The sequence below is a fragment of the Streptomyces sp. NPDC058751 genome, from assembly GCF_042746485.1.
Lineage (GTDB): Bacteria > Actinomycetota > Actinomycetes > Streptomycetales > Streptomycetaceae > Streptomyces.
Map to the genome: position 1 here is coordinate 132,405 of NZ_JBHYPZ010000018.1, position 20,105 is coordinate 152,509.

At 71.6% G+C, this 20,105-nt stretch carries 18 protein-coding genes; 12 read left to right on the forward strand and 6 right to left on the reverse strand.

Annotated elements, in window-relative coordinates:
• Positions 1-37: 37 nt before the first annotated feature.
• The gene (locus ACFW6B_RS18795) at positions 38-1,834 is read right to left on the reverse strand and encodes a bifunctional metallophosphatase/5'-nucleotidase (protein WP_386597365.1); all 1,797 of its coding nucleotides are present in this window, start codon (positions 1,832-1,834) and stop codon (positions 38-40) included.
• Between the two features lie 466 nt (positions 1,835-2,300).
• Here ACFW6B_RS18795 and mshD point away from each other — a divergent pair, with 466 nt between their 5' ends.
• Entirely contained in the window at positions 2,301-3,227 is a 927-nt protein-coding gene (gene mshD / locus ACFW6B_RS18800; RefSeq protein WP_386597367.1) for a mycothiol synthase, read from the forward strand.
• A 36-nt stretch (positions 3,228-3,263) separates the two neighbouring features.
• Here the strand turns inward: mshD and ACFW6B_RS18805 are convergent, their stop codons facing one another.
• From ACFW6B_RS18805 to ACFW6B_RS18825, 5 genes are read right to left on the reverse strand one after another with little or no spacing between them, the layout of a single operon-like run.
• Entirely contained in the window at positions 3,264-3,965 is a 702-nt protein-coding gene (locus ACFW6B_RS18805) for an ABC transporter (RefSeq protein WP_386597368.1), read from the reverse strand.
• A gap of 8 nt (positions 3,966-3,973) precedes the next feature.
• Positions 3,974-5,548 carry an ABC transporter permease gene (locus ACFW6B_RS18810; RefSeq protein WP_386597370.1) on the reverse strand — a complete coding sequence of 525 codons (1,575 nt, stop codon included), beginning with the start codon at positions 5,546-5,548 and terminating at the stop codon, positions 3,974-3,976.
• A complete protein-coding gene (locus ACFW6B_RS18815) occupies positions 5,545-6,405 on the reverse strand; it encodes an ABC transporter ATP-binding protein (RefSeq protein ID WP_386597372.1) in 861 nt (286 codons plus the stop codon). Before ACFW6B_RS18815 ends, ACFW6B_RS18810 begins: the two co-directional genes overlap by 4 nt.
• Entirely contained in the window at positions 6,402-7,313 is a 912-nt protein-coding gene (locus tag ACFW6B_RS18820) for a zf-HC2 domain-containing protein (protein WP_386597373.1), read from the reverse strand. Before ACFW6B_RS18820 ends, ACFW6B_RS18815 begins: the two co-directional genes overlap by 4 nt.
• Positions 7,310-7,852 (reverse strand): RNA polymerase sigma factor, encoded by a 543-nt coding sequence (locus ACFW6B_RS18825; RefSeq protein WP_386597375.1) that lies wholly within the window; start codon positions 7,850-7,852, stop codon positions 7,310-7,312. The genes ACFW6B_RS18820 and ACFW6B_RS18825 overlap by 4 nt, the downstream gene beginning before the upstream one ends.
• A gap of 235 nt (positions 7,853-8,087) precedes the next feature.
• Here ACFW6B_RS18825 and ACFW6B_RS18830 point away from each other — a divergent pair, with 235 nt between their 5' ends.
• The 11 genes from ACFW6B_RS18830 to pstB all read left to right on the forward strand — a co-directional run bounded on the left by ACFW6B_RS18830 (position 8,088) and on the right by pstB (position 19,849).
• Positions 8,088-8,474 (forward strand): GntR family transcriptional regulator, encoded by a 387-nt coding sequence (locus ACFW6B_RS18830; RefSeq protein ID WP_386597377.1) that lies wholly within the window; start codon positions 8,088-8,090, stop codon positions 8,472-8,474.
• A complete protein-coding gene (locus ACFW6B_RS18835) occupies positions 8,471-9,403 on the forward strand; it encodes an ABC transporter ATP-binding protein (RefSeq protein ID WP_386597379.1) in 933 nt (310 codons plus the stop codon). Before ACFW6B_RS18830 ends, ACFW6B_RS18835 begins: the two co-directional genes overlap by 4 nt.
• Positions 9,400-10,356 (forward strand): hypothetical protein, encoded by a 957-nt coding sequence (locus ACFW6B_RS18840; protein WP_386597381.1) that lies wholly within the window; start codon positions 9,400-9,402, stop codon positions 10,354-10,356. The genes ACFW6B_RS18835 and ACFW6B_RS18840 overlap by 4 nt, the downstream gene beginning before the upstream one ends.
• A complete protein-coding gene (locus ACFW6B_RS18845) occupies positions 10,353-11,276 on the forward strand; it encodes a hypothetical protein (RefSeq protein ID WP_386597383.1) in 924 nt (307 codons plus the stop codon). The genes ACFW6B_RS18840 and ACFW6B_RS18845 overlap by 4 nt, the downstream gene beginning before the upstream one ends.
• Before the next feature lie 308 nt (positions 11,277-11,584).
• Positions 11,585-13,816 (forward strand): RNA degradosome polyphosphate kinase, encoded by a 2,232-nt coding sequence (locus ACFW6B_RS18850; RefSeq protein ID WP_386597384.1) that lies wholly within the window; start codon positions 11,585-11,587, stop codon positions 13,814-13,816.
• Complete coding sequence (locus ACFW6B_RS18855) at positions 13,797-14,849, forward strand: CHAD domain-containing protein (RefSeq protein ID WP_386597386.1); 1,053 nt, start codon at positions 13,797-13,799, stop codon at positions 14,847-14,849. The genes ACFW6B_RS18850 and ACFW6B_RS18855 overlap by 20 nt, the downstream gene beginning before the upstream one ends.
• Positions 14,850-14,859: 10 nt before the next feature.
• Complete coding sequence (locus tag ACFW6B_RS18860; RefSeq protein ID WP_386597388.1) at positions 14,860-15,273, forward strand: NUDIX hydrolase; 414 nt, start codon at positions 14,860-14,862, stop codon at positions 15,271-15,273.
• Between the two features lie 458 nt (positions 15,274-15,731).
• Entirely contained in the window at positions 15,732-16,862 is a 1,131-nt protein-coding gene (pstS, locus tag ACFW6B_RS18865) for a phosphate ABC transporter substrate-binding protein PstS (RefSeq protein ID WP_386597390.1), read from the forward strand.
• A gap of 100 nt (positions 16,863-16,962) precedes the next feature.
• Entirely contained in the window at positions 16,963-17,970 is a 1,008-nt protein-coding gene (gene pstC / locus ACFW6B_RS18870; protein ID WP_386597392.1) for a phosphate ABC transporter permease subunit PstC, read from the forward strand.
• Entirely contained in the window at positions 17,967-19,025 is a 1,059-nt protein-coding gene (gene pstA / locus ACFW6B_RS18875; protein ID WP_386597394.1) for a phosphate ABC transporter permease PstA, read from the forward strand. The genes pstC and pstA overlap by 4 nt, the downstream gene beginning before the upstream one ends.
• A gap of 47 nt (positions 19,026-19,072) precedes the next feature.
• Entirely contained in the window at positions 19,073-19,849 is a 777-nt protein-coding gene (gene pstB / locus ACFW6B_RS18880; protein WP_386597396.1) for a phosphate ABC transporter ATP-binding protein PstB, read from the forward strand.
• The last annotated feature ends 256 nt before the right edge of the window (positions 19,850-20,105 follow it).

Here is a 20,105-nt window from a genome sequence, read left to right on the forward strand (position 1 = left end):
GCCGGCGGACGAGCGCCGGACCGGTCGGTGGTCCCGGCTACTTCAGGACCGTGATCCGGTTCGCCGCCGGCACCGGGTACGGCGTCGCGGCCGAGGAGTTGGCCGTCAGGTAGGCCTCGAGGGCCGCCAGGTCGTCGCCGCCGACGCGGACGTTGCCGCCCTTGCCGAGCTCGGCGAAGCCGTCGCCGCCGCCCGCCAGGAAGGAGTTCATCGCGACGCGGTAGGTGGCGGCCGGGTCGATCGCGGTGCCGTCGAGCTTGACCGAGTCGGCGACGACACGCGCCGCGCCGGTCTTGGTCAGGTCGAGCGTGTACGTCAGGCCCTTGGAGATCTGGAGAATCTTCGGGGCGGCCTCGTTGGCGCCGCTGACCTGCTGCTGGAGCGCGGTGATCACCTGGGCGCCGGTGAGGTCGGCCAGGTTGACGGTGTTGGCGAACGGCTGGACCGTGTACGCCTCCCCGTAGGTCACCACACCGTCTCCCTCACCGCCGCCGGCGGCGTAGGTGAGTCCGGCGCGGATGCCGCCCGGGTTCATGAACGCGAGGTCGGCCTCCGGGTCGACGGACTTGGCGTACGCGAGCTGCGCGTCGGCGATCAGGTCGCCGGCCGGGGACTCGGTGCCGGTGTTGCCGATGTCGCCCGCGATGTAGCCGAGGGGACGGGAGGCGATCGGCGCGGCGAGCGCCTTCCACTTGGTGACCAGCGTCGTCATGTCGGCGGCCTTCGCGACGTCACGGGTGACCACGTGGTTCGCGGACTTCACCGCCGTACGGGCGATGTCGCCGGTCCAGCGGTCGTACGTCAGCGTGGTGTCCGTGTACAGCCGGCCGAAGGAGGAGGCCGAGGTGACCATGCGGGGCTTGCCCGCCGGGTCGGGAACGGTGCACGCGTACGCCTGGTGGGTGTGGCCGGTGACCAGCGCGTCCACGGCCGGCGTGACGTTCTTCGCGATGTCGACGATCGGCCCGGAGATGCCGTCGCCGGCGCCGGGGCTGTCGCAGTCGTAGTTGTACGCCGTCGACGCGGGCGCGCCGCCCTCGTGGATCAGCGCGACGATCGACTTCACGCCCTGGCGCTGGAGCTCCTTGGCGTACTTGTTGATCGTCTCGACCTCGTCGCCGAACTTCAGGCCCTTGACGCCCTCGGCGGACACGATGTTCGGCGTGCCCTCCAGCGTGATGCCGATGAAGCCGACCTTGACGCCGTTCTTCTTCCACACCCAGTAGGGCTTGAGGATCGGCTTGCCGCTCTTCTCATCGGTCACGTTCGCCGCGAGGTAGGGGAAGTCGGCGCCCTTGAACTTCTTGCCGTCGTAACAGCCGTCCGTCGGGTGGCAGCCGCCCTTCTGCAGCCGGGCCAGTTCCTTGGCACCCTCGTCGAACTCGTGGTTGCCGACCGAAGTGACGTCGAGGTCGAGGCCGTTGAGCGCCTCGATCGTCGGCTCGTCGTGGAAGAGGCCGGAGATCAGCGGGGAGGCGCCGACCATGTCACCGGCGGCCGCCGTGATCGAGTACTTGTTGCCCTTGCGGGCGTCGCGCAGGTGCGTGGCCAGGTACTCGGCACCACCCGCGTCGACGGTCTTCGTCGTGCCGTCGGCCTGAAGCTCCGTGACCCGGCCCGAGGAACCGGTCGGCGGCTCCAGGTTGCCGTGCAGGTCGTTGAAGGACAGCAGCTGGACGTCCTGGTAGCGGCCGCTGCCGTGGTGGTACGACGGCGTCCCCTGGTCCTGGTGCGCGCTCGCCGGGATCGCGGCGGCCAGCGCCCCGACGGTGGCGAGCCCCGCGGCGGCCGCGAGGAGGCGATGACTGTGTCTGGACCGGATCGTGGGCGGCAAGGTTCCCCCTGGAGAACGGTGAGAGGCCGAAACGGTGCCGTGCGCGAGCACGGCGTGCCGAGCGTGAGCCGAGCGGGTGGTGCGGGCCGTGTGCGGCGCGCACCGTGTGCGGGCCGATGAACAGCCATGGGCTCGCACGCACTTTAGAATCAACGCGCGTAGCGCGGAAGGGGTTTCAGAGTTACGGGCTGGTTGCCATCACCACACCGAGAGCCGAAAACCGCGTCACCGCAGCTCACAACGGCCACGCCCTCATCCCCTCCGCCCCGATCCCCGAAGCCCGGTTCATGGGATCCGATCCACGGGGCCCGATCCGTCCGCCACGGCCGAGGCCCGCTCCGGCGCCTCCGGCCGAAACCCCCTTCCCCCCTCCCCTCCCCCTCCCAGCGGCCCCCTCCCCGCCACGCCCCGTGTCCACGTCGCCCAACTCCTTGTCCCCTCACCGCCGAGCCGTACCCTCGTATCCATGACCAGCGACGACGCGGCGCCCTTCGCCTTCTCCCGCTCCATCGAGACCTACTCCGCACTCTCCCCGGACCAGGCCGAGGACGTGCTCCGGCTGCTCTCGCAGGCCGCTCGGGCCGATGGACAGCAGGCCGTGTCCGAGCAGGGGCGGCTCCAGCTCAAGGGCGGGAGCCGTGAGGGCGTCCGGCATCTGCTGCTGACCGTCGGCGACGAACTGGTCGGCTACGCGCAGCTGGAGGACACCGATCCGGTCGAGGCCCCGGCCGCCGAGCTGGTCGTCCACCCGGCGCACCGGGGGCACGGACACGGGCGGGCGCTCGGCTCGGCGATGCTCATCGAGTCCGGGAAGCGGCTGCGGGTGTGGGCCCACGGCGGTCACTCCGCCGCCCGGCATCTCGCACAGGTCCTGGGCCTCACCCTCTTCCGCGAACTGCGCCAGATGCGGCGCCCGTTGGAGGGCCTCGACCTGCCCGAGCCGAAGCTGCCGGAAGGTGTCACCGTCCGGACCTTCGTACCGGGCCAGGACGACGACGCCTGGCTCGCCGTGAACGCCGCCGCCTTCGCCCACCACCCCGAGCAGGGCTCCCTCACCCAGCGGGACCTGGACGACCGGACCGCCGAACCGTGGTTCGACCCCGCCGGCTTCTTCCTGGCCTTCCGCGGCGACGAACTCGTCGGCTTCCACTGGACCAAGGTCCACGCCGAGGAGGGACTGGGCGAGGTGTACGTCCTCGGTGTCCGGCCCGGCGCCCAGGGCGGCGGACTCGGCAAGGCGCTGACCACGATCGGACTGCGCCACCTCGCCGCGCAGGCCCTGCCCACCGCGATGCTCTACGTCGACGCCGACAACAAGGCGGCGGTGACGGTCTACGAGCGTCTCGGCTTCATCACCCACGAGACGGACCTGATGTACCGGACGGAGTCCTGAGCCACCGGCGCGCGAGCACCGGTCCCGAGACCGAAGTCAGCGGTGTGCGAGGACGGTTGTCCGGCGTCGCCGCAGGGGTTCGGCCAGGGAGCGGGCTCCCGTCAGCACCGCCACGACCAGGACGCCCGCCCATCGCCGGTGCGCGTCGTCCCAGTGCGGGTCGGACGGGCCGACGAAGAGCTCCCAGCGCTCGGGGAGCAGCAGGGCGGCGGCGAAGAACACGCCCACGAGCACGGCGGATATCGTGATGCCCGGTTCGGTGGACTGCGAGTACCGCACGGCCAGGAGCGCGGAGGCCAGCGCGAGGACCATGACGACGGCCGCTTCCAGCGTGATCGCGCCCACGGGGGGCCGGCCCTTTGCGGGGACGAGGAACAGTGCGGCCGTCCAGCAGACCGCCATGACCGGCACGCCGATCCCCAGGCGCAGCCCGGTCCGCACCGGACGTCTGGTCGGCGCCGTGGCCGTGGTGTGCCGGGCCGGATCGTCGAGCAGGAACGCCAGCCCGAGGGCGAAGGCGAGGGCGGCGGCCCTCAGCAGGTTGAGACACAGCCATGGATCGGGGGGACCTTCGACCGTCCGGGAGGAGCCGGCCAGCAGCAGTCCGAGGGCGGCGCCGGTCAGCAGGGCGCCCCGGGGCAGACCGCGCCAGACGGGACGGATCAGGGAGAGGGCCACGACGTGCGCGGGAGGGGGTCCTGCGGCCGCTGCGGGGCGGCCGCCGGAAGCCGTTGTCACCGTCTTCACTACTCCTCGCACGAGCCGCTCCCCGAGTCCGCCGCGGTCCCCTCGCCTCCGGCGGGTACGCCGAGCAGCTCGGCCACCCGTGCGGTGGGGGTCTTCGCGGATGTCAGTTCCGTCCAGTGCGCCTTCACCTTCGCGGCGACGCTGTAGTGCGGCTTCATGAGCAGTTCGCGCACCACGGTGGTCTGCTGGGCGGACATGGACACGGCGCCCGTGGGGGTCAGTGCGACCGCGGAGCCCCTGATGCTGTCGTCGAGCCGGACGTCGCGGAGGGACTGGAGCGGGTCGGGCTGTGTGCTCAGGGCCAGCCACATCGTGGTCACCACGCGTGCGTCGCACATGCCGCCGGCGGCCTCCTCGTTGCCGGTGATCAGGACCGAGGCGACGCCGACCGCGAACTCGGGAAGGCGGTTGCCGCCCCAGCGCGTGCCCACGGTCACCGTTGCCGGTGCGCTGGAGGGGGTGATCGCGGAATCGCTCTGAAGGCCGTAGCGGGCGTCGACCCGCTGGCGCACCGTCAGCCGCTGTCCGCCGGCCGCACCGCCCGCACGGGACTGGATGCGGTCGGCTGCGTCGGCCCAGTCGGCCGTGCGGCCGGTCCACTCCGGGAAGGCGCAGTACGTGGACCGTCCGTGCCGCACACAGGTCTGCTCCTTCTCCGGGCTCACGGACACCTTGGTGCGGGCCGCGATCAGCGAGGCCGGCTCGTCGGGGGACTGCCCGGCCACGCCCACGGCCGTCGCGGTGAGGGCGAGAGCGGTCACCGCCTTGACCAGTCGTGTCCGGCCACCGCTCACCAGCACGGCGAGGCAGAGCAGCAGGACCGTGAGGCCCGTCAGATAGAGCGCGTGCCAGGCGGCCGGGCGGCCCAGCAGCTCGGAGGGGAAGGGGTCGGTGCCCTCGTCCTCGACGAACGGTCCGAGCCAGCGCACCCAGTGCTTCCCCTGGGTCGCCGCGGAGACCAGGGTCGTGAGGACGAACGCGCCGATCACGAAGGGCGGCGCGACGAACCCGACCGGTATCACCCGGGCGAGCAGGACGCCGAGGACACCGGCCAGCAGGACCAGCAGCGGGCCCACGACCAGTTCGGCGGGTGAGCCGTGGCCGACGGCGCCCGGCTTCAGCGCCGCCCAGCCGTACTGGAAGCCTACGACCACCGCGGTGAGCGCGGCGAAGGGCAGGGCGGACAGCGCATGGGCCACCGTGCGCCGCCAGTGCTCCACGGGCAGGATGTCGAAGTGCCGGTCGGTGGACTGCCTCCGGGACCGCAGCACGGCGCGGTTGACGCAGACGAACACGGCGATGGCGAGCAGCAGGGGTGCCGACTGGGTGGACCGGTCGACGTCCTGGAGGACGGGGAAGTCGTCCATTCCCTCACGGCCGGAGAACATCTCCCAGCCGGTGTAGGCGACGTACAGCGCGAGGAAGAGCAGGACCGGGATCTGGAGCAGCAGTTCGCGGGCCTCGAAGCGGGCGAGGGCCAGGACCGCCGCTGTCCGGGACTCCCGGCCCCGGCCGGCCGGCTCCGCCCCGGCGGGGGTCGCCGTCCGGGCGGGTGTGTCGGTGGTGGTGCTCATGCCGCCACCTCCGCGGTCTGGGCGTCCAGCGTGAGCAAGTAGCCGTCCTCCAGGGTCGGTTCGAGAAGGTCGGCGCCCTCGGGGGGATCTCCGACGTTGCGGAAGGTGCCCGTGCCCGTGCGCCATCCGGCTCGGGCCGACGGGTGGCGTTCCGTGCTGCTCCACACCCGGCCGGCCGCCCGCTCGGTCAGCTCGGCGGGGGTGCCCTCGAAGCGGATGCGGCCGGCGTCCATGACGATCACGCGGTGGCAGAGCATCGCGACGTCCTCGGTCTGGTGGGTGGAGAGCAGGACGGTGCGTCCTTCTCCCGCCTGTGCGATCAGTTCCCGGAAGCGCATGCGCTGTTCGGGGTCGAGGCCGACGGTCGGTTCGTCCAGGACGAGGAAGCCGGGGTCGCCGACCAGTGCGGCGGCGAGCGCGACCCGCTGGCGCATGCCGCCGGAGAGCCGCTTGATGCGCTTGCCCCGTACGTCGGACAGGCCGACGGAGTCCAGGACGCGGCGCACTTCGCGGTGCCGGGCCCCGCGGTCGGTCAGCTCCTTGAGGATGGCCACGTAGTCGACGAACTCGAAGGCGGAGAAGTCCTGGTGGAAGCCGGGTGTCTGCGGGAGGTAGCCCAGCGCGCGCCGCACGTCCAGGCGTCCCGCGGTGGTGCCGGGGTCGTGGCCGAGGACCGTGAAGGAGCCCCGGTCGGCGGGCACGGCGGTGGCGAGCACGCGCAGCAGGGTGGTCTTTCCGGCGCCGTTGGGTCCGAGGAGTCCGGTGACTCCTTCCTGGAGGCGCAGGGAGACGTCGTCGAGCGCGAGCGTCCCGCCGAAGCGGAGCGTCAGCCCGGAGGCGGAGACGGTGGGAATCATGCGGCGTTCCTGTCGGTGAAGTCGGTGAACGGGAGGTGCGACGCGTCGAAGCGGTCCCGTGCGAGATAGAGGAGTGCGGCGGCCAGTACCGCGACGGCGCCGGAGACGCCCTGTCCTGCCGCGGTGAAGGGGGCGAGGGTGGTGCCGGGTTCCGTGGTCGCCCGGGCCGCGAGCAGCAGGGCGACCCAGCCGCCTCCGACCAGGGAGGGGGCGAGGACGGGGCCGAGCCGGGAGGTGAGCGCGAGTCCGGTCGCGGTCAGGGCGAGGGCGGGCAGCAGCCAGGCCAGGGCGTGCAGTCCGTAGGAGGGAAGGGCGAGGGTGGCGAGGCCGCTGAACCCCAGGCACACGGTCAGTACCGCGACCGTGCGGATCATCAGGAGCCGGAAGCCGTGCATCGGTGAGACGACGGCCATCTCGTACGTCGGGTCGATGCCCGGGCCGTAGGACACCGCGACCCCGGCGAGCGGGAGCAGCGGTGCGAGGGCCAGGAAGAGGACGGGGGTGTTCCCGGCCCGCAGCACGTCGGCCGCGACCACGGTCATGATCAGGAGGGCGGCGATCGCGCCCAGCCAGGAGCGGCGCAGGGCGGGAGAGGCGGTCAGCAGCCGTGCCGTGTGGTCGGCGACGCCGAGGCGGACGAGCAGCCATTCCACCGGGCCCGGCCGCGGGGCGTCGAGTTCGGCGTCGAGCCGCTCCCACCCGGCGTCCAGGGCGACCGGGTCGCTGACCTCGGCCAGTGTCCGTCGGCATCGGGCGCACGTGGTGAGGTGGGTGTCGGCGGACCACAGGCGGGGTGCCGCCAACTCGCCGCGCACGTAGGCCCGGATGTCTTCCTCCGGCACGTGCCAGGCCGTACGGCTGTCGCCGCTCATCCGGTCGTCGTCGCTTCCGTGACGGTCGTCGATCATGCCAGCGCCTCCCGCAACTGCTTGCGCGCACGCAGTGCCCGCGTCTTGACCGTGCCCGGTGGGATTCCGAGCAGGACGGCCGCTTCCCTGGTGCTGAGTCCGTCGATCACCGTGGCCTGGAGCACCGCCCTCAGTTCCGGCGAGAGTCTGGTCAGCGCGCCCGCCAGGTCGCCGTGTTCGACGCCTGCCAGCACGCGCTCCTCGGCGGACACCTCGTCGCGGTGGCGGAGCCTGGCCAGCGCGGTGCGGAGCCGGCCGCGCGCGCCGTCGCCGCGCATGGAGTCGACCAGACGCCGTGAGCCGATGCGCCACAGCCAGCCGGCCGGGTCGCCCTCCTCGCGGTAGCGGGCGGTGCCGCGCCACACGGCGAGGAAGGTCTCCTGGACGACGTCGTCGACGATCCCGGCGTCGGCGCACCGGCCGCGCAGCCGCGCGGCCAGCCATGGCGCGTACCGCCGGTACAGCTCTTCGAAGGCGCGACGGTCCCCGTCCGCCGCGATGGCACGCAGCAGCTCTCCGTCGCTTCTCGTTTCCCTCACATCCCCTCATCGGACGAGCCCCGCCGATCGGTTCACACCTCGGCCGGGATTTTCCGAACGCCTTCCCCAACCGGCGGACGGCCGGATCCGTCACCGCGCCCACCAGCGGATTCACCACCGGAGCGGGCTCTGATCCGGCACCGGGGCAACGCCGTCCGCCTGTGGGCGACTTGACCTCGGGCACCATCTTGCACCACCCTTTCACTACTCAATTAGTGAAAGGGTGGTTGTCCGAGTGGTCACGTACCGCATCGACCGGCGCAGCGGCGTCGCCACCTATCTCCAGATCGTCCAGCAGACCAAGCAGGCACTGCGGCTGGGTCTCCTGGAACCGGGCGACCGGCTCCCCACGGCCCGCGAGGTCGTGGAAGCCACCGCGATCAATCCGAACACCGTCCTGAAGGCCTACCGCGAACTGGAGCGCGAGGGCCTGGTCGAGGCCAGGCGCGGCCTCGGCACCTTCGTCCGCAGAACGCTCGGCGCCGCCCCGGCGGACTCGCCGCTGCGCGAGGAGCTCGACGCCTGGGCCCGCCGCGCCCACGCCGCCGGCCTCGACCGCGAGGACGTGGCGGCGCTGTTCGGCTCCGTACTGGACACACACTTCCCGAAGGGGGACCAGTGAGCTCCACCAGCACCACCAGCACCACCAGCACCACCGTCGCCGTCGAGGCACGCGGTCTCACCGTGCGGCACGGCCGGCGCTCCGCCGCGGCCCTGGACGACTGCTCCTTCAGCCTCCCGGCCGGACGGGTCAGCGCCCTCGTCGGCCCCAACGGCGCGGGCAAGTCGACGCTGCTGGCGACGGCGGCCGGGCTGCTGCGCCCCTCCGCCGGCACCCTCACCGTGCTCGGCGGCGGCCCGGCCGAGGCGCGCGAGCGCATCGCCTACCTGGCCCAGGACAAGCCCCTGCACCCCCAGCTCACGATCGCCGAGACCCTGCGCCTGGGCGCCGAGCTCAACCCGGCCCGCTGGGACGCCTCGTACGCGGCCGCCGTCGTGGAGCAGGGCTCGCTCGACCCCGGGACCAAGGTCAGAAAGCTCTCCGGCGGTCAGCGGACCCGCGTGGCACTGGCCCTCGCGCTCGGCAAGAGGCCCGACCTGATGCTGCTGGACGAGCCGATGGCCGACCTCGACCCGCTGGCCCGCCACGAACTGCTGGGCACGCTCATGGCGGACGCCGCCGAACGCGGGACCACCGTCCTGATGTCCTCGCACATCGTCACCGAACTGGCCGACGCCTGCGACCACCTGCTGCTCCTGGGAGGCGGACGCATCCGGCTCGGCGGCGGCCTGGACGACCTGCTCCTCGCGCACACCGTGGTGACCGGACGCGGCACCCCCGCCGACCTCGACCCGCACCTCGTCGTCGAGTCCCGTGCCGCCGGCCGCGGCCTCACCGCCCTGATACGCGACGACGGACCGGTGGACGAGCGCTGGCAGGCCGAGCGCCCCTCCCTGGAGGAACTGCTCCTCGCCCATCTGCGGTCCCCCCGGACCCCCGCGCTGCTCACCCCCGGCACGGCCCCGGCCCCCGCGGCGGTGGCCCGATGAGCGCCGTCGCACCGGCCGCGGCCCCCGTACGCCGTCACCTGCCCGCGCCGCACGGCCTGGTCTGGACGGTCCTGCGGCTGCACCGCACCGCGCTGTGGATCTGGAGCGGCTTCGTCGTGCTCACCGCCGGACTGCTGCTGTGGCTGCTGGGCCCCGGCGCCGACCACACGCAGCACCTGCTCGACACGTTCGGCTACGCGGGCGTGCAAAGGGACGCCTGGTCCGGCGGCATCACCGGCTCGACGTTCTCGGGCGTCTACAACGACCTCTTCTACGACCCGGCCTCCCTGCTGAACATCGCCTCCTTCGCCGTCGCCGTCTTCGCGGCCGGCTCGCTGACCTCCCGCGAACTGGAGAACGGCACCGCGCGCCTGGCCTGGACCCAGTCCGTCACCCCGGCACGCTGGCTCGCCGCCAAACTGGCGGTGCCCGCCCTGTTCGTCACCGCGGGCACGGTCCTGCTGGTCGTGCTGTACCGGATGCTGTGGTCCGCCCACGGCAATCTCCTGCTGGCCGGCATCGGACCACGGGCCGTGTACTTCTCCATCGGCCCGGCCACGGTCGCCGCCCCGCTCCTCGGTCTGGCCATCGGCACCGTCACCGGGCTCGCGCTGCGCCGCACCCTGCCCGCCCTGGCCGTCGCGGGTCTCGCGCAGTACGCGGTCATCGCGTTCCGCGCGAACTCCTGGCCTTTCCAAGGCAGTTACCAGCAGCCCGACCTCTCCGTCCGGAGCCGGGCGATCACCTCGACGGGTGCGGAGATCCCCAACCCGGACTGCTACTTCGACCGCGCCTGCCTCGCCCGGCACGACGTCGTCCGCTTCACCCGCGAGTACCTGCCCTCCCCCGACTACTGGCCCCGCCAGCTCCTGGAGACCGGCGTCCTGCTGGCCGCCACCGTGATCCTGGTCGCCGTCGCCTTCGGCATCCTGAGGAGGACGTCGACCTCATGAGCACCCTGACCCTGCACCGCCCGTCCGGCCCGGCCCCGCACCGCTTGTCCGGCCTGACCTGGACCGTGCTGCGCCTGCACCGCACGGCCCTGTACGTCTGGGCCGCCGGCCTGCTCACCGTCGTGGTGGCCCTGATCCGGCTGCACGCAGCCGCCGCCGCTCACGTGGGCGCCGTCGGCGACTGCGACACCTCGGAACCGTTTCCGCTGACCTGCGAAACCTTCCCGGTGACCACCGCGTACCAGTTCTACGGCTACAGCCTCGGCCTGATCTCGGCCTGCGTCACGTACCTGGCGTTCGCGGTCGCGGTCTGGGCCGGTGCCGCGCTGATCGGCCGCGAGCTGGAGAACGGCACCGCGCAGCTGGCGTGGACCCAGTCCGTCACCCCGGCCCGCTGGCTCGCCACCAGGCTCGCCGTCCCAGCGGTCCTGCTCACGGCGGGCACCGCGTCGGCGGTACTGCTGACCGGGTGGACTTATCGTGCCGGGAAGGGGGAAATGATCGACGGCTGGTTCGAGACGAACGTCTTCGTCTCCTCCGGGCCGGTGGCCGTCGCGTACGCCCTCGCGGGTCTCGCCCTCGGCGCGCTCGCGGGCCTGGTCCTGCGCAGGGCGCTGCCCGCCGCCGCGGCCGCCCTCGCCGCGGCGTACGTCCTGCACGAGGCGCTGGACACCTTGCGAATGCACCTGTGGCCCGCCGAGACGATCACCGGACAGGCACCCCTTCCCTTCCCGCGCGGCGCCATGGTGCTCGGAGGCGGTACGGAGCCGGGCGCCGGCGGACGGTCCGGCATCTGGGCCACCTATCAGCCGGAGTCCCATTTCTGGCCCCTCCAGCTCGTGGAGAGCGGTCTGCTCCTGGCCCTCGCGGGGCTCGCGACCGCCGCGGCCTTCGCGCTGCTGCGCCGCCGCCATGCGTGACCCGCGGTGCCACCGGCGGCCGACGCGGGCGGGTGTGCGCACGGCTCCCGGGCGTGCAGACGTCCGGGAGCCTCCCCCACATATCCCGCACGTCATGTCGCCGTAACCATCGATTCAGGTGACCTTGCGACGCTCGGGGAATGCAGCCCGCCGTGCCCGAGCCTTCCCTCCCGCCGGAGGACGAGCCCTCAGCGTCCACGAGGGGGCGGCACGCGCCAGCCAATCGGAACGGGAACCTCCGAATCACCGCGCTGACGCCCGCCCTCTCCGACGCGCCGGTCTCGCCCCCGGCACGGAAGAATGGGGCCATGAACCAGCGAAGCGCCCAGGCACCCGTGCAGCACCCGCAGCCCTCCGTCGGCTCCATCGCCGCCCACCGCCCGCACACCGTGGCGGCGAACGTGTCCGATCTGGAGCCCGACCTCGACGCCGACCTCGACGCGTACGAGGACTCGGGGCAGGACGGGATCATGCTGCCGCAAGGCCGGTTCCTGGACCGCGAGCGCAGCTGGCTCGCGTTCAACGAGCGCGTACTCGAACTCGCGGAGGACCCGAACACGCCCCTCCTGGAGCGCGCCAACTTCCTGGCGATCTTCGCCAGCAACCTGGACGAGTTCTTCATGGTCCGGGTGGCCGGTCTCAAGCGCCGCATCGCCACCGGCGTGGCCACCAAGTCCGCCTCGGGCCTCCAGCCCCGCGAGGTCCTGGAGATGATCTGGGCCCGCTCCCGCGAGCTCATGGCCCGGCACGCCGCCTGCTACCAGGAGGACGTCGCCCCCGCGCTCGCGGAGGAGGGCGTCCACCTGGTCCGCTGGAGCGAGCTGACCGAGAAGGAGCAGGCCCGCCTGTTCACCCTCTTCCGGCACCAGATCTTCCCGGTCCTGACCCCGCTGGCGGTCGACCCCGCGCACCCCTTCCCGTACATCTCCGGCCTGTCCCTGAACCTCGCCGTCGTCGTGCGGAACCCGGTCAGCGGCCACCGCCACTTCGCGCGCGTCAAGGTCCCGCCGCTGCTCTCCCGCTTCCTGGAGGCCTCCCCGAACCGCTACGTCCCCATCGAGGACGTGATCGCGGCCCACCTGGAGGAGCTCTTCCCGGGCATGGAGGTCCTCGAGCACCACACCTTCCGCCTCACCCGCAACGAGGACCTGGAGGTCGAGGAGGACGACGCCGAGAACCTCCTGCAGGCCCTGGAGAAGGAGCTCATGCGGCGCCGCTTCGGCCCGCCGGTGCGCCTGGAGGTCGAGGAGTCCATCGACCGCTACGTCCTCGACCTGCTCGTGCGCGAGCTGAAGATCTCCGAGGCCGAGGTGTACCCGCTGCCGGGCCCGCTGGACCTCACCGGCCTCTTCGGCATCGGCTCCCTCGACCGGCCCGAGCTGAAGTACCCCAAGTTCATCGCCGGCACCCACCGCGACCTCGCGGAGGTCGAGTCGGCGTCGCCGCCCGACATCTTCGCCGCGCTGCGCGAGCGCGACGTCCTGCTGCACCACCCGTACGACTCCTTCTCCACCTCGGTGCAGGCGTTCCTGGAGCAGGCCGCCGCCGACCCGGACGTGCTCGCCATCAAGCAGACGCTCTACCGCACCTCCGGCGACTCGCCGATCGTGGACGCGCTCATAGACGCGGCCGAGTCCGGCAAGCAGGTCCTCGTCCTCGTCGAGATCAAGGCCCGCTTCGACGAGCAGGCCAACATCAAGTGGGCCCGCAAGCTGGAGGAGTCCGGCTGCCACGTGGTGTACGGCCTCGTCGGGCTGAAGACCCACTGCAAGCTGTCGCTCGTGGTCCGGCAGGAGGGCGAGACCCTGCGCCGCTACTCCCACGTCGGCACCGGCAACTACCACCCGAAGACCGCCCGGCTGTACGAGGACCTGGGACTGCTCACCGCCGACCCCCAGGTCGGCGCGGACCTCTCCGACCTCTTCAACCGGCTCTCGGGCTACTCGCGCCGCGAGACCTACCGCCGTCTGCTCGTCGCACCCAAGTCGCTGCGCGACGGCCTGGTCGCGCGGATCAACAAGGAAGTGCAGCACCACAAGGCCGGGCGCCCCGCCTTCGTCCGCATCAAGGTCAACTCGATGGTGGACGAGGCGCTCATCGACGCGCTGTACCGCGCCTCCCAGGCCGGCGTGCCGGTCGACGTGTGGGTGCGCGGGATATGCGCCGTCCGCCCCGGCGTCACGGGCCTGTCCGAGAACATACGGGTCCGCTCCGTCCTCGGCCGCTTCCTGGAGCACTCCCGGATCTTCACCTTCGGCAACGGAGGCGAACCCGAAGTGTGGATCGGCAGCGCCGACATGATGCACCGCAACCTCGACCGGCGGATCGAAGCCCTGGTCAGAGTCACCGACCCGGCTCACCGCGCAGCCCTCAACCGGCTGCTGGAGACCGGCATGTCCGACACCACGGCCTCCTGGCACCTCGGCCCCGACGGCGAGTGGATCCGCCACGCGACCGACGCGGAGGGACAACCCCTGCGGAACGTCCAGGAGATGCTCATAGACGCCCGGAGGCGCCGGCGTGGCACAGCAGCACCTTGATCCCCCCACCGGCTCCGTGGCCGAAGCGGCCCCCCTCGACGAGGGAGACGCCCCGATCGGTGACGCCCTGGCGGGCTACCTGCGGGCCCAGGCCACGGAATTCCTCCGCTCGCTGCGCCAGCACCGGGAGACCGGCGGCGCGGCGAGCGGAGGAGGGGAATCCGGCGACGCGGCGCGCTCCCTGCGCCACTCCGCCCGCCGCATCAGCGGCAGCCTGCACACCTTCCGGCCGCTCCTCGACGCGGACTGGTCGGAGGGGATGCGCCCCGAACTGGCCTGGCTCTCGGGCACCCTGGCGCGCGAACACGCCTACGCCGCACGCCTGGAGCGGCTGATCGGCGCGCTGAACCGGCTGTCAGGCACGGCCGCCCTGCCCGGCCAGGCCGGGCGGGCCCCGGCCCCCAGGACCGGCAGTCTCACCGTCGGCGCGGCGAAGGCGGGCGCGCTCCTCGACCGCCAGCTCACGCTGGCCCGCACCCGCGCCCACTCGGCGGCCCTCCAGGCGCTCGGCTCCTCCCGTTTCCACGCCGTCGCCGACAGCGTCGCCTTACTCGCCAGCGAGGTTCCGCTCGCCCCGGCCGCGGACAGCGCCGACCTGCGTCCGCTGGCCACGGCGGCCCAGGAGCGGCTGGCCGACGCCGTCAGCGCCCTGCCGCTGGTCGTCGCGGGCCGCCCCTACAACGCGGAGGCCCTGGTGCACGGCCTCTCCGCCGACACCGCCCCCCAGCCGCAGGACGCGCCCTGGCACCAGGTCCGGCTGCTGCTGCGGCTGCACCGCTACGCCGGTGAGGTGCTGCACCGGGAGGAGCACCCCGTCGACGTACGCCTGCTCGGCGCGGGCAAGGCGCTGAACCGGCACCGGGACGCGGCGGAGGCGGCCTCCGCCGCGGCCTCGGCGGCACGCACCCCGCGCATCGCGCCGGCGACGGCCTACGCGCTCGGCGTGCTGCACGCCGACCAGCGGCACGAGGTGGAGGCGGCGCGGTTCGCCTTCCAGCAGGCATGGCAGAAGGAAGCCGTACGCACCCCCTGAGGGAGACCCCATGGCCGACGACACCATCCACGCGGCGGGCTGCGTCCTGTGGCGCCGCTCCCCGGTCGACTCCACCCTGGAGATCTGCCTCGTCCACCGGCCCAAGTACGACGACTGGTCGCACCCGAAGGGCAAGCTGAAGCGCGGCGAGGAGTTCCTGGCCGGCGCGCTGCGCGAGGTCGAGGAGGAGACGGGCCACGGCGCCGTCCCCGGCCCCGTGCTCCCCACGCTCCACTACCTCGTCGACGGGCGCTCCAAGGAGGTCCGTTACTGGGCCGCCGAGGCGGCCGAGGGCAGCTTCGTCCCGAACGACGAGGTCGACCGCGTGCTGTGGCTCTCCCCCACCGCGGCACGTCACCGCATCACCCAGCCGCGCGACCGCGATCTGGTCGACGCGCTGCTGGACGCGCTGCGTCCGGCCTGACGTGTTCCCCTGTATGTAGGGCGTCGCCCGTGGCATCCGGTGCGGCGTCCGGTCATGCGCGGAATCGAGCCTGGGGAGCCGCTGACGGGCACGCACCGTAGTGAGCGCGCCTGTCGCTGTTGCTCATGAGGAAGCCGGGGCGAATGAGCTATGACGGGAACGTGGGCTCCGCACGTCACGTACACACCCGTTCGATTACCTGGAGTTTCCCTTCCGGCCCACTCGGCCGGGACGCGGCCGTGTCCTCGACGTGAGCGTTCCGTGACCTCACCGCACCGCCGTCAGGGGTTCACCCCTCGTTCATTTACGGCCTTCGGCGCCTTCACCTGATCTGCTTAATTTCGGCCTTACGCGGTGAGAAGGACGCCCCCGGGGCGGGCCTTCGCGCCGCTACGGACCGCAGTACTCAGACATCGCACGCCGCCACCTGACGGCGGCTCCTGGAAGGAACTCCCGAAGTGAAGCTTCAGCGCATGAACCGGCGGGCCCTTACCCTCGGTGCTCTCGCCGTCTCCGGCGCCCTGGCCCTCACGGCGTGCGGTTCTGACGACACCGGTAACACCAGCGGTGGCGGCAGCTCGTCCTCGGCCGGCAACAACAGCGCCATCAAGTGTGACGACGCCAAGGGTCAGCTGCAGGCCTCCGGCTCCTCCGCGCAGAAGAACGCGATCGACGCCTGGGTCAAGGCCTTCACGGCCGCCTGCAAGGACGTCCAGCTCAACTACAACCCGACCGGTTCGGGCGCCGGCGTCACCGCGTTCACCCAGGGCCAGACCGCGTTCGCCGGTTCGGACTCGCCGCTCAAGCCCGAAGAGGCCACGGCCGCCAAGAAGGTCTGCAACAACAACAACGCGGTCGACCTGCCCATGGTCGGCGGCCCCATCGCGATCGGCTACAACCTCGACGGTGTCGACGACCTCGTCCTGGACGCCTCCACGCTCGCCAAGATCTTCGACGGCAAGATCTCGAAGTGGGACGACGAGGCCATCCAGAAGCTGAACCCCGACGCGAAGCTCCCCAGCACCAAGATCCAGGCCTTCCACCGCTCGGACGAGTCCGGCACCACGGACAACTTCACCAAGTACCTGAAGGCCGTCGCCCCGTCCGACTGGAACTACTCCGGCGGCAAGGCCTGGCAGGCGAAGGGCGGCCAGTCCGCGCAGGGTTCCTCCGGTCTCGCCCAGCAGGTGAACCAGACCCCCGGCGCGATCTCGTACTTCGAGCTCTCCTACGCCACCGGTGACATCAAGGCCGTCGCCCTCAAGACGGACGCCGCCACCCCGGCCAAGGCCACCGTCGAGAACGCCACCAAGGCCATCGCCAGCGCCAAGGTCGTCGGCACCGGCAACGACCTTGCCCTGGAGCTGAACTACAAGCCGACCGCCGACGGCGCCTACCCGCTGACGCTGGTCACCTACGAGATCCTCTGCGAGAAGGGCAACAAGGCCGACACCCTGGCCGCGACCAAGGCCTTCCTCACCTACACCGCGAGCGAGGACGGCCAGAAGCAGCTCACCGCCGCCCAGTACGCGCCGATCCCCGACGAGATCATCACCAAGGTCCGCTCCGTCATCTCGAACCTGAGCTGACCCGAGTGTGCGGTCCGCCTCACCGAGGCGGACCGCACCGTCCGGTGCACCGCCGCCTGGAGCCGGCACCCGAACCGGCTCCGCAGACCGGAGACTCACGATGGACATATCGACACAGAGCACTGAAGCACCTCCCCCCTCCCCACGGACTTCGGGCACCTCGCGCAAGCGCGCCGCCCGCGGTGCCACCCGCGCCGGAGACCGCGTCTTCCTCGGCCTCTCCCGCGGTTCGGGCATCCTCCTCCTGGTGATCATGGCCGCCATCGCGGTCTTCCTCACCTACCGCGCCTCGCTCGCGATCGGCAAGAACGAGGGCAACTTCCTCACCACCTTCGAGTGGAACACCAACCTCGTACCGCCGGTCTTCGGCATCGCGGTGCTGGCCTTCGGCACGGTGGTCTCCGCGATCATCGCCATGGCCCTCGCGGTCCCGGTCGCGGTCGGCATCGCCCTGTTCATCACGCACTACGCGCCGCGCAGGCTCGGCGGGCCCATCGCGTACGTGATCGACCTGCTCGCCGCCGTCCCCTCCATCGTGTACGGCCTCTGGGGCGCCATCGTCCTCGTACCGCACATGAACGGGCTGTTCGGCTGGCTCGACACGTACTTCGGCTGGACCGGCATCTTCACCTGGCAGGGCGGAGCACCCCGCTCCATGCTCACCGTCGGCGTCCTGCTCGCGATCATGATCCTCCCGATCATCACGAACGTGAGCCGTGAGGTCTTCCGCCAGGCGCCCCAGATGCACCAGGAAGCCGCACTGGCCCTCGGCGCCACGCGCTGGGAGGTCATCCGCATGTCGGTGCTGCCCTTCGGCCGCTCCGGCGTGATCTCCGCCTCGATGCTCGGCCTCGGCCGCGCGCTCGGCGAGACGATGGCCGTCGCCACCGTCCTCTCCCCGAGCTTCGACATCCAGGCCAGCCTGCTCGACCCCGGCGGCGGCACCTTCGCGCAGAACATCGCGGCCAAGTTCAACGAGGCCACCGAGTTCGGCCAGGACGCCCTGATCGCCTCGGGTCTCGTCCTGTTCGTGATCACCCTGCTGGTCAACGGCGCGGCCCGCCTGATCATCAACCGCCGCAAGGAGTACTCGGGGGCCAACGCATGAGCAACGCACCCGTCACCCGCAAGCACGCCAGCACGCTGCGCGGCGGCAGCCTCCCCAAGTGGTCCCCGTGGGCCATCGCGGCGGGATCCGTCGCGGTCGGAGCGGGCGTCAGCCTGGCCGCCGGCCTGGACAGCAAGGTCCAGTGGGGCCTGATCGCCGCGATCCTCTTCGTCCTCGGCACGTACGTGATCGCCTCGCGCGTCGAGGGCCGCCGCCAGGCCAAGGACCGCGTCGCCACCAGCATGGTGTGGGTCTGCTTCATCGTCGCCGTCGTCCCGCTGGTCTCCCTGATCTGGGAGACCGTCGAGCGCGGTGTGAAGGTCTTCGACGCCTATTTCCTGAGCCACTCCATGGGCGTGGTCGCCGACGCCGAGACCGGCGGCGGCATCTACCACGCGCTCATCGGCACCCTGGAGCAGGTGGGCATCGCCTCGCTCATCGCCGTGCCGATCGGCGTGCTCACCGCGATCTACCTCGTCGAGTACGGGCGCGGCAAGCTCGCCAAGGCCGTCACCTTCTTCGTCGACGTCATGACGGGCATCCCGTCGATCGTCGCCGGTCTGTTCGTCCTCAGCTTCTGGATCCTGATCCTGGGCATGGGCTACTCCGGCTTCGCCGGCGCGATGGCCCTGTCGATCCTGATGATGCCCGTGGTGGTCCGCTCCACCGAGGAGATGCTGAAGCTCGTCCCGAACGAGCTGCGCGAGGCCTCCCTCGCCCTCGGCATCCCGAAGTGGCGCACCATCCTCAAGGTGGTCCTGCCGACCTCCATCGGCGGCATCACCACGGGCGTGATGCTCGCCGTCGCGCGCATCACCGGTGAGACCGCCCCGGTGCTGCTGCTCGTGTGGGGCACGGGCTTCATCAACAACAACCCGTTCGACGGCCCGCAGGCCTCGCTGCCGCTGTACATCTACCAGCAGTACGCCGCCGGAACCGAACCGTCCACCAACAGGGCCTGGGCTGCCGCACTCGCCCTCATCCTGTTCGTGATGATCCTCAACATGGGTGCCCGCGCCATCGCGCGCTGGAAGGCGCCCAAGACGGGCCGCTGACGCGGCCGATCAGCGACCCGATCCTTCCGAAAGAAGCAGTGACTGACATGGCCAAGCGAATCGACGTGAGCGGTCTGACCGCCTACTACGGCGCCCACAAGGCGATCGAAGACATCTCCATGACGGTCGAGCCCCGTTCCGTGACGGCCTTCATCGGCCCCTCGGGCTGCGGCAAGTCGACCTTCCTGCGCACCCTGAACCGCATGCACGAGGTCACCCCCGGTGGCCGCGTCGAGGGCAAGGTGCTGCTCGACGACGAGGACCTGTACGGGAACGGCATAGACCCCGTGGCCGTGCGCCGCACCATCGGCATGGTCTTCCAGCGCCCCAACCCCTTCCCCACCATGTCGATCTTCGACAACGTGGCGGCGGGCCTGAAGCTGAACGGCAACTACAAGAAGGCCGAACTCAGCGACGTCGTCGAGCGGTCCCTGAAGGGCGCGAACCTCTGGAACGAGGTCAAGGACCGGCTGAACAAGCCCGGGTCCGGCCTGTCCGGCGGTCAGCAGCAGCGTCTGTGCATCGCGCGGGCGATCGCGGTGGAGCCGCAGGTCCTCCTCATGGACGAGCCCTGCTCGGCCCTGGACCCGATCTCCACCCTCGCCATCGAGGACCTGATCGGTGAGCTGAAGGAGCGCTTCACGATCGTCATCGTGACGCACAACATGCAGCAGGCCGCCCGCGTCTCCGACCGCACCGCGTTCTTCAACCTCGCCGCGGTGGGCCAGCCCGGCCGCCTCATCGAGATCGACGACACGGAGCGCATCTTCTCCAACCCGTCCGTCCAGGCCACGGAGGACTACATCTCCGGTCGCTTCGGCTGACCGGACCGAACCCCTCGCGGTGCTGCATGGCGGTGCCACCGCGAGGACAAGAAGGGCCCGCCCCTGGCTCCCGGGGGCGGGCCCGCCGCCTTTTCCCCACCCCTGGCTCCCGAGGGCAGGCCCCCTGCCTCTCCCACCCCACCCACCGGCTCTTCATCCCCTCACGGACGCGATTTCCAGCCCCTCGGCCGCCTGGAAATCCAGCCCCTCCGGCGTTTGAGGAGCGGGGGTCCGGGGGCGGAGCCCCCGGGGACGG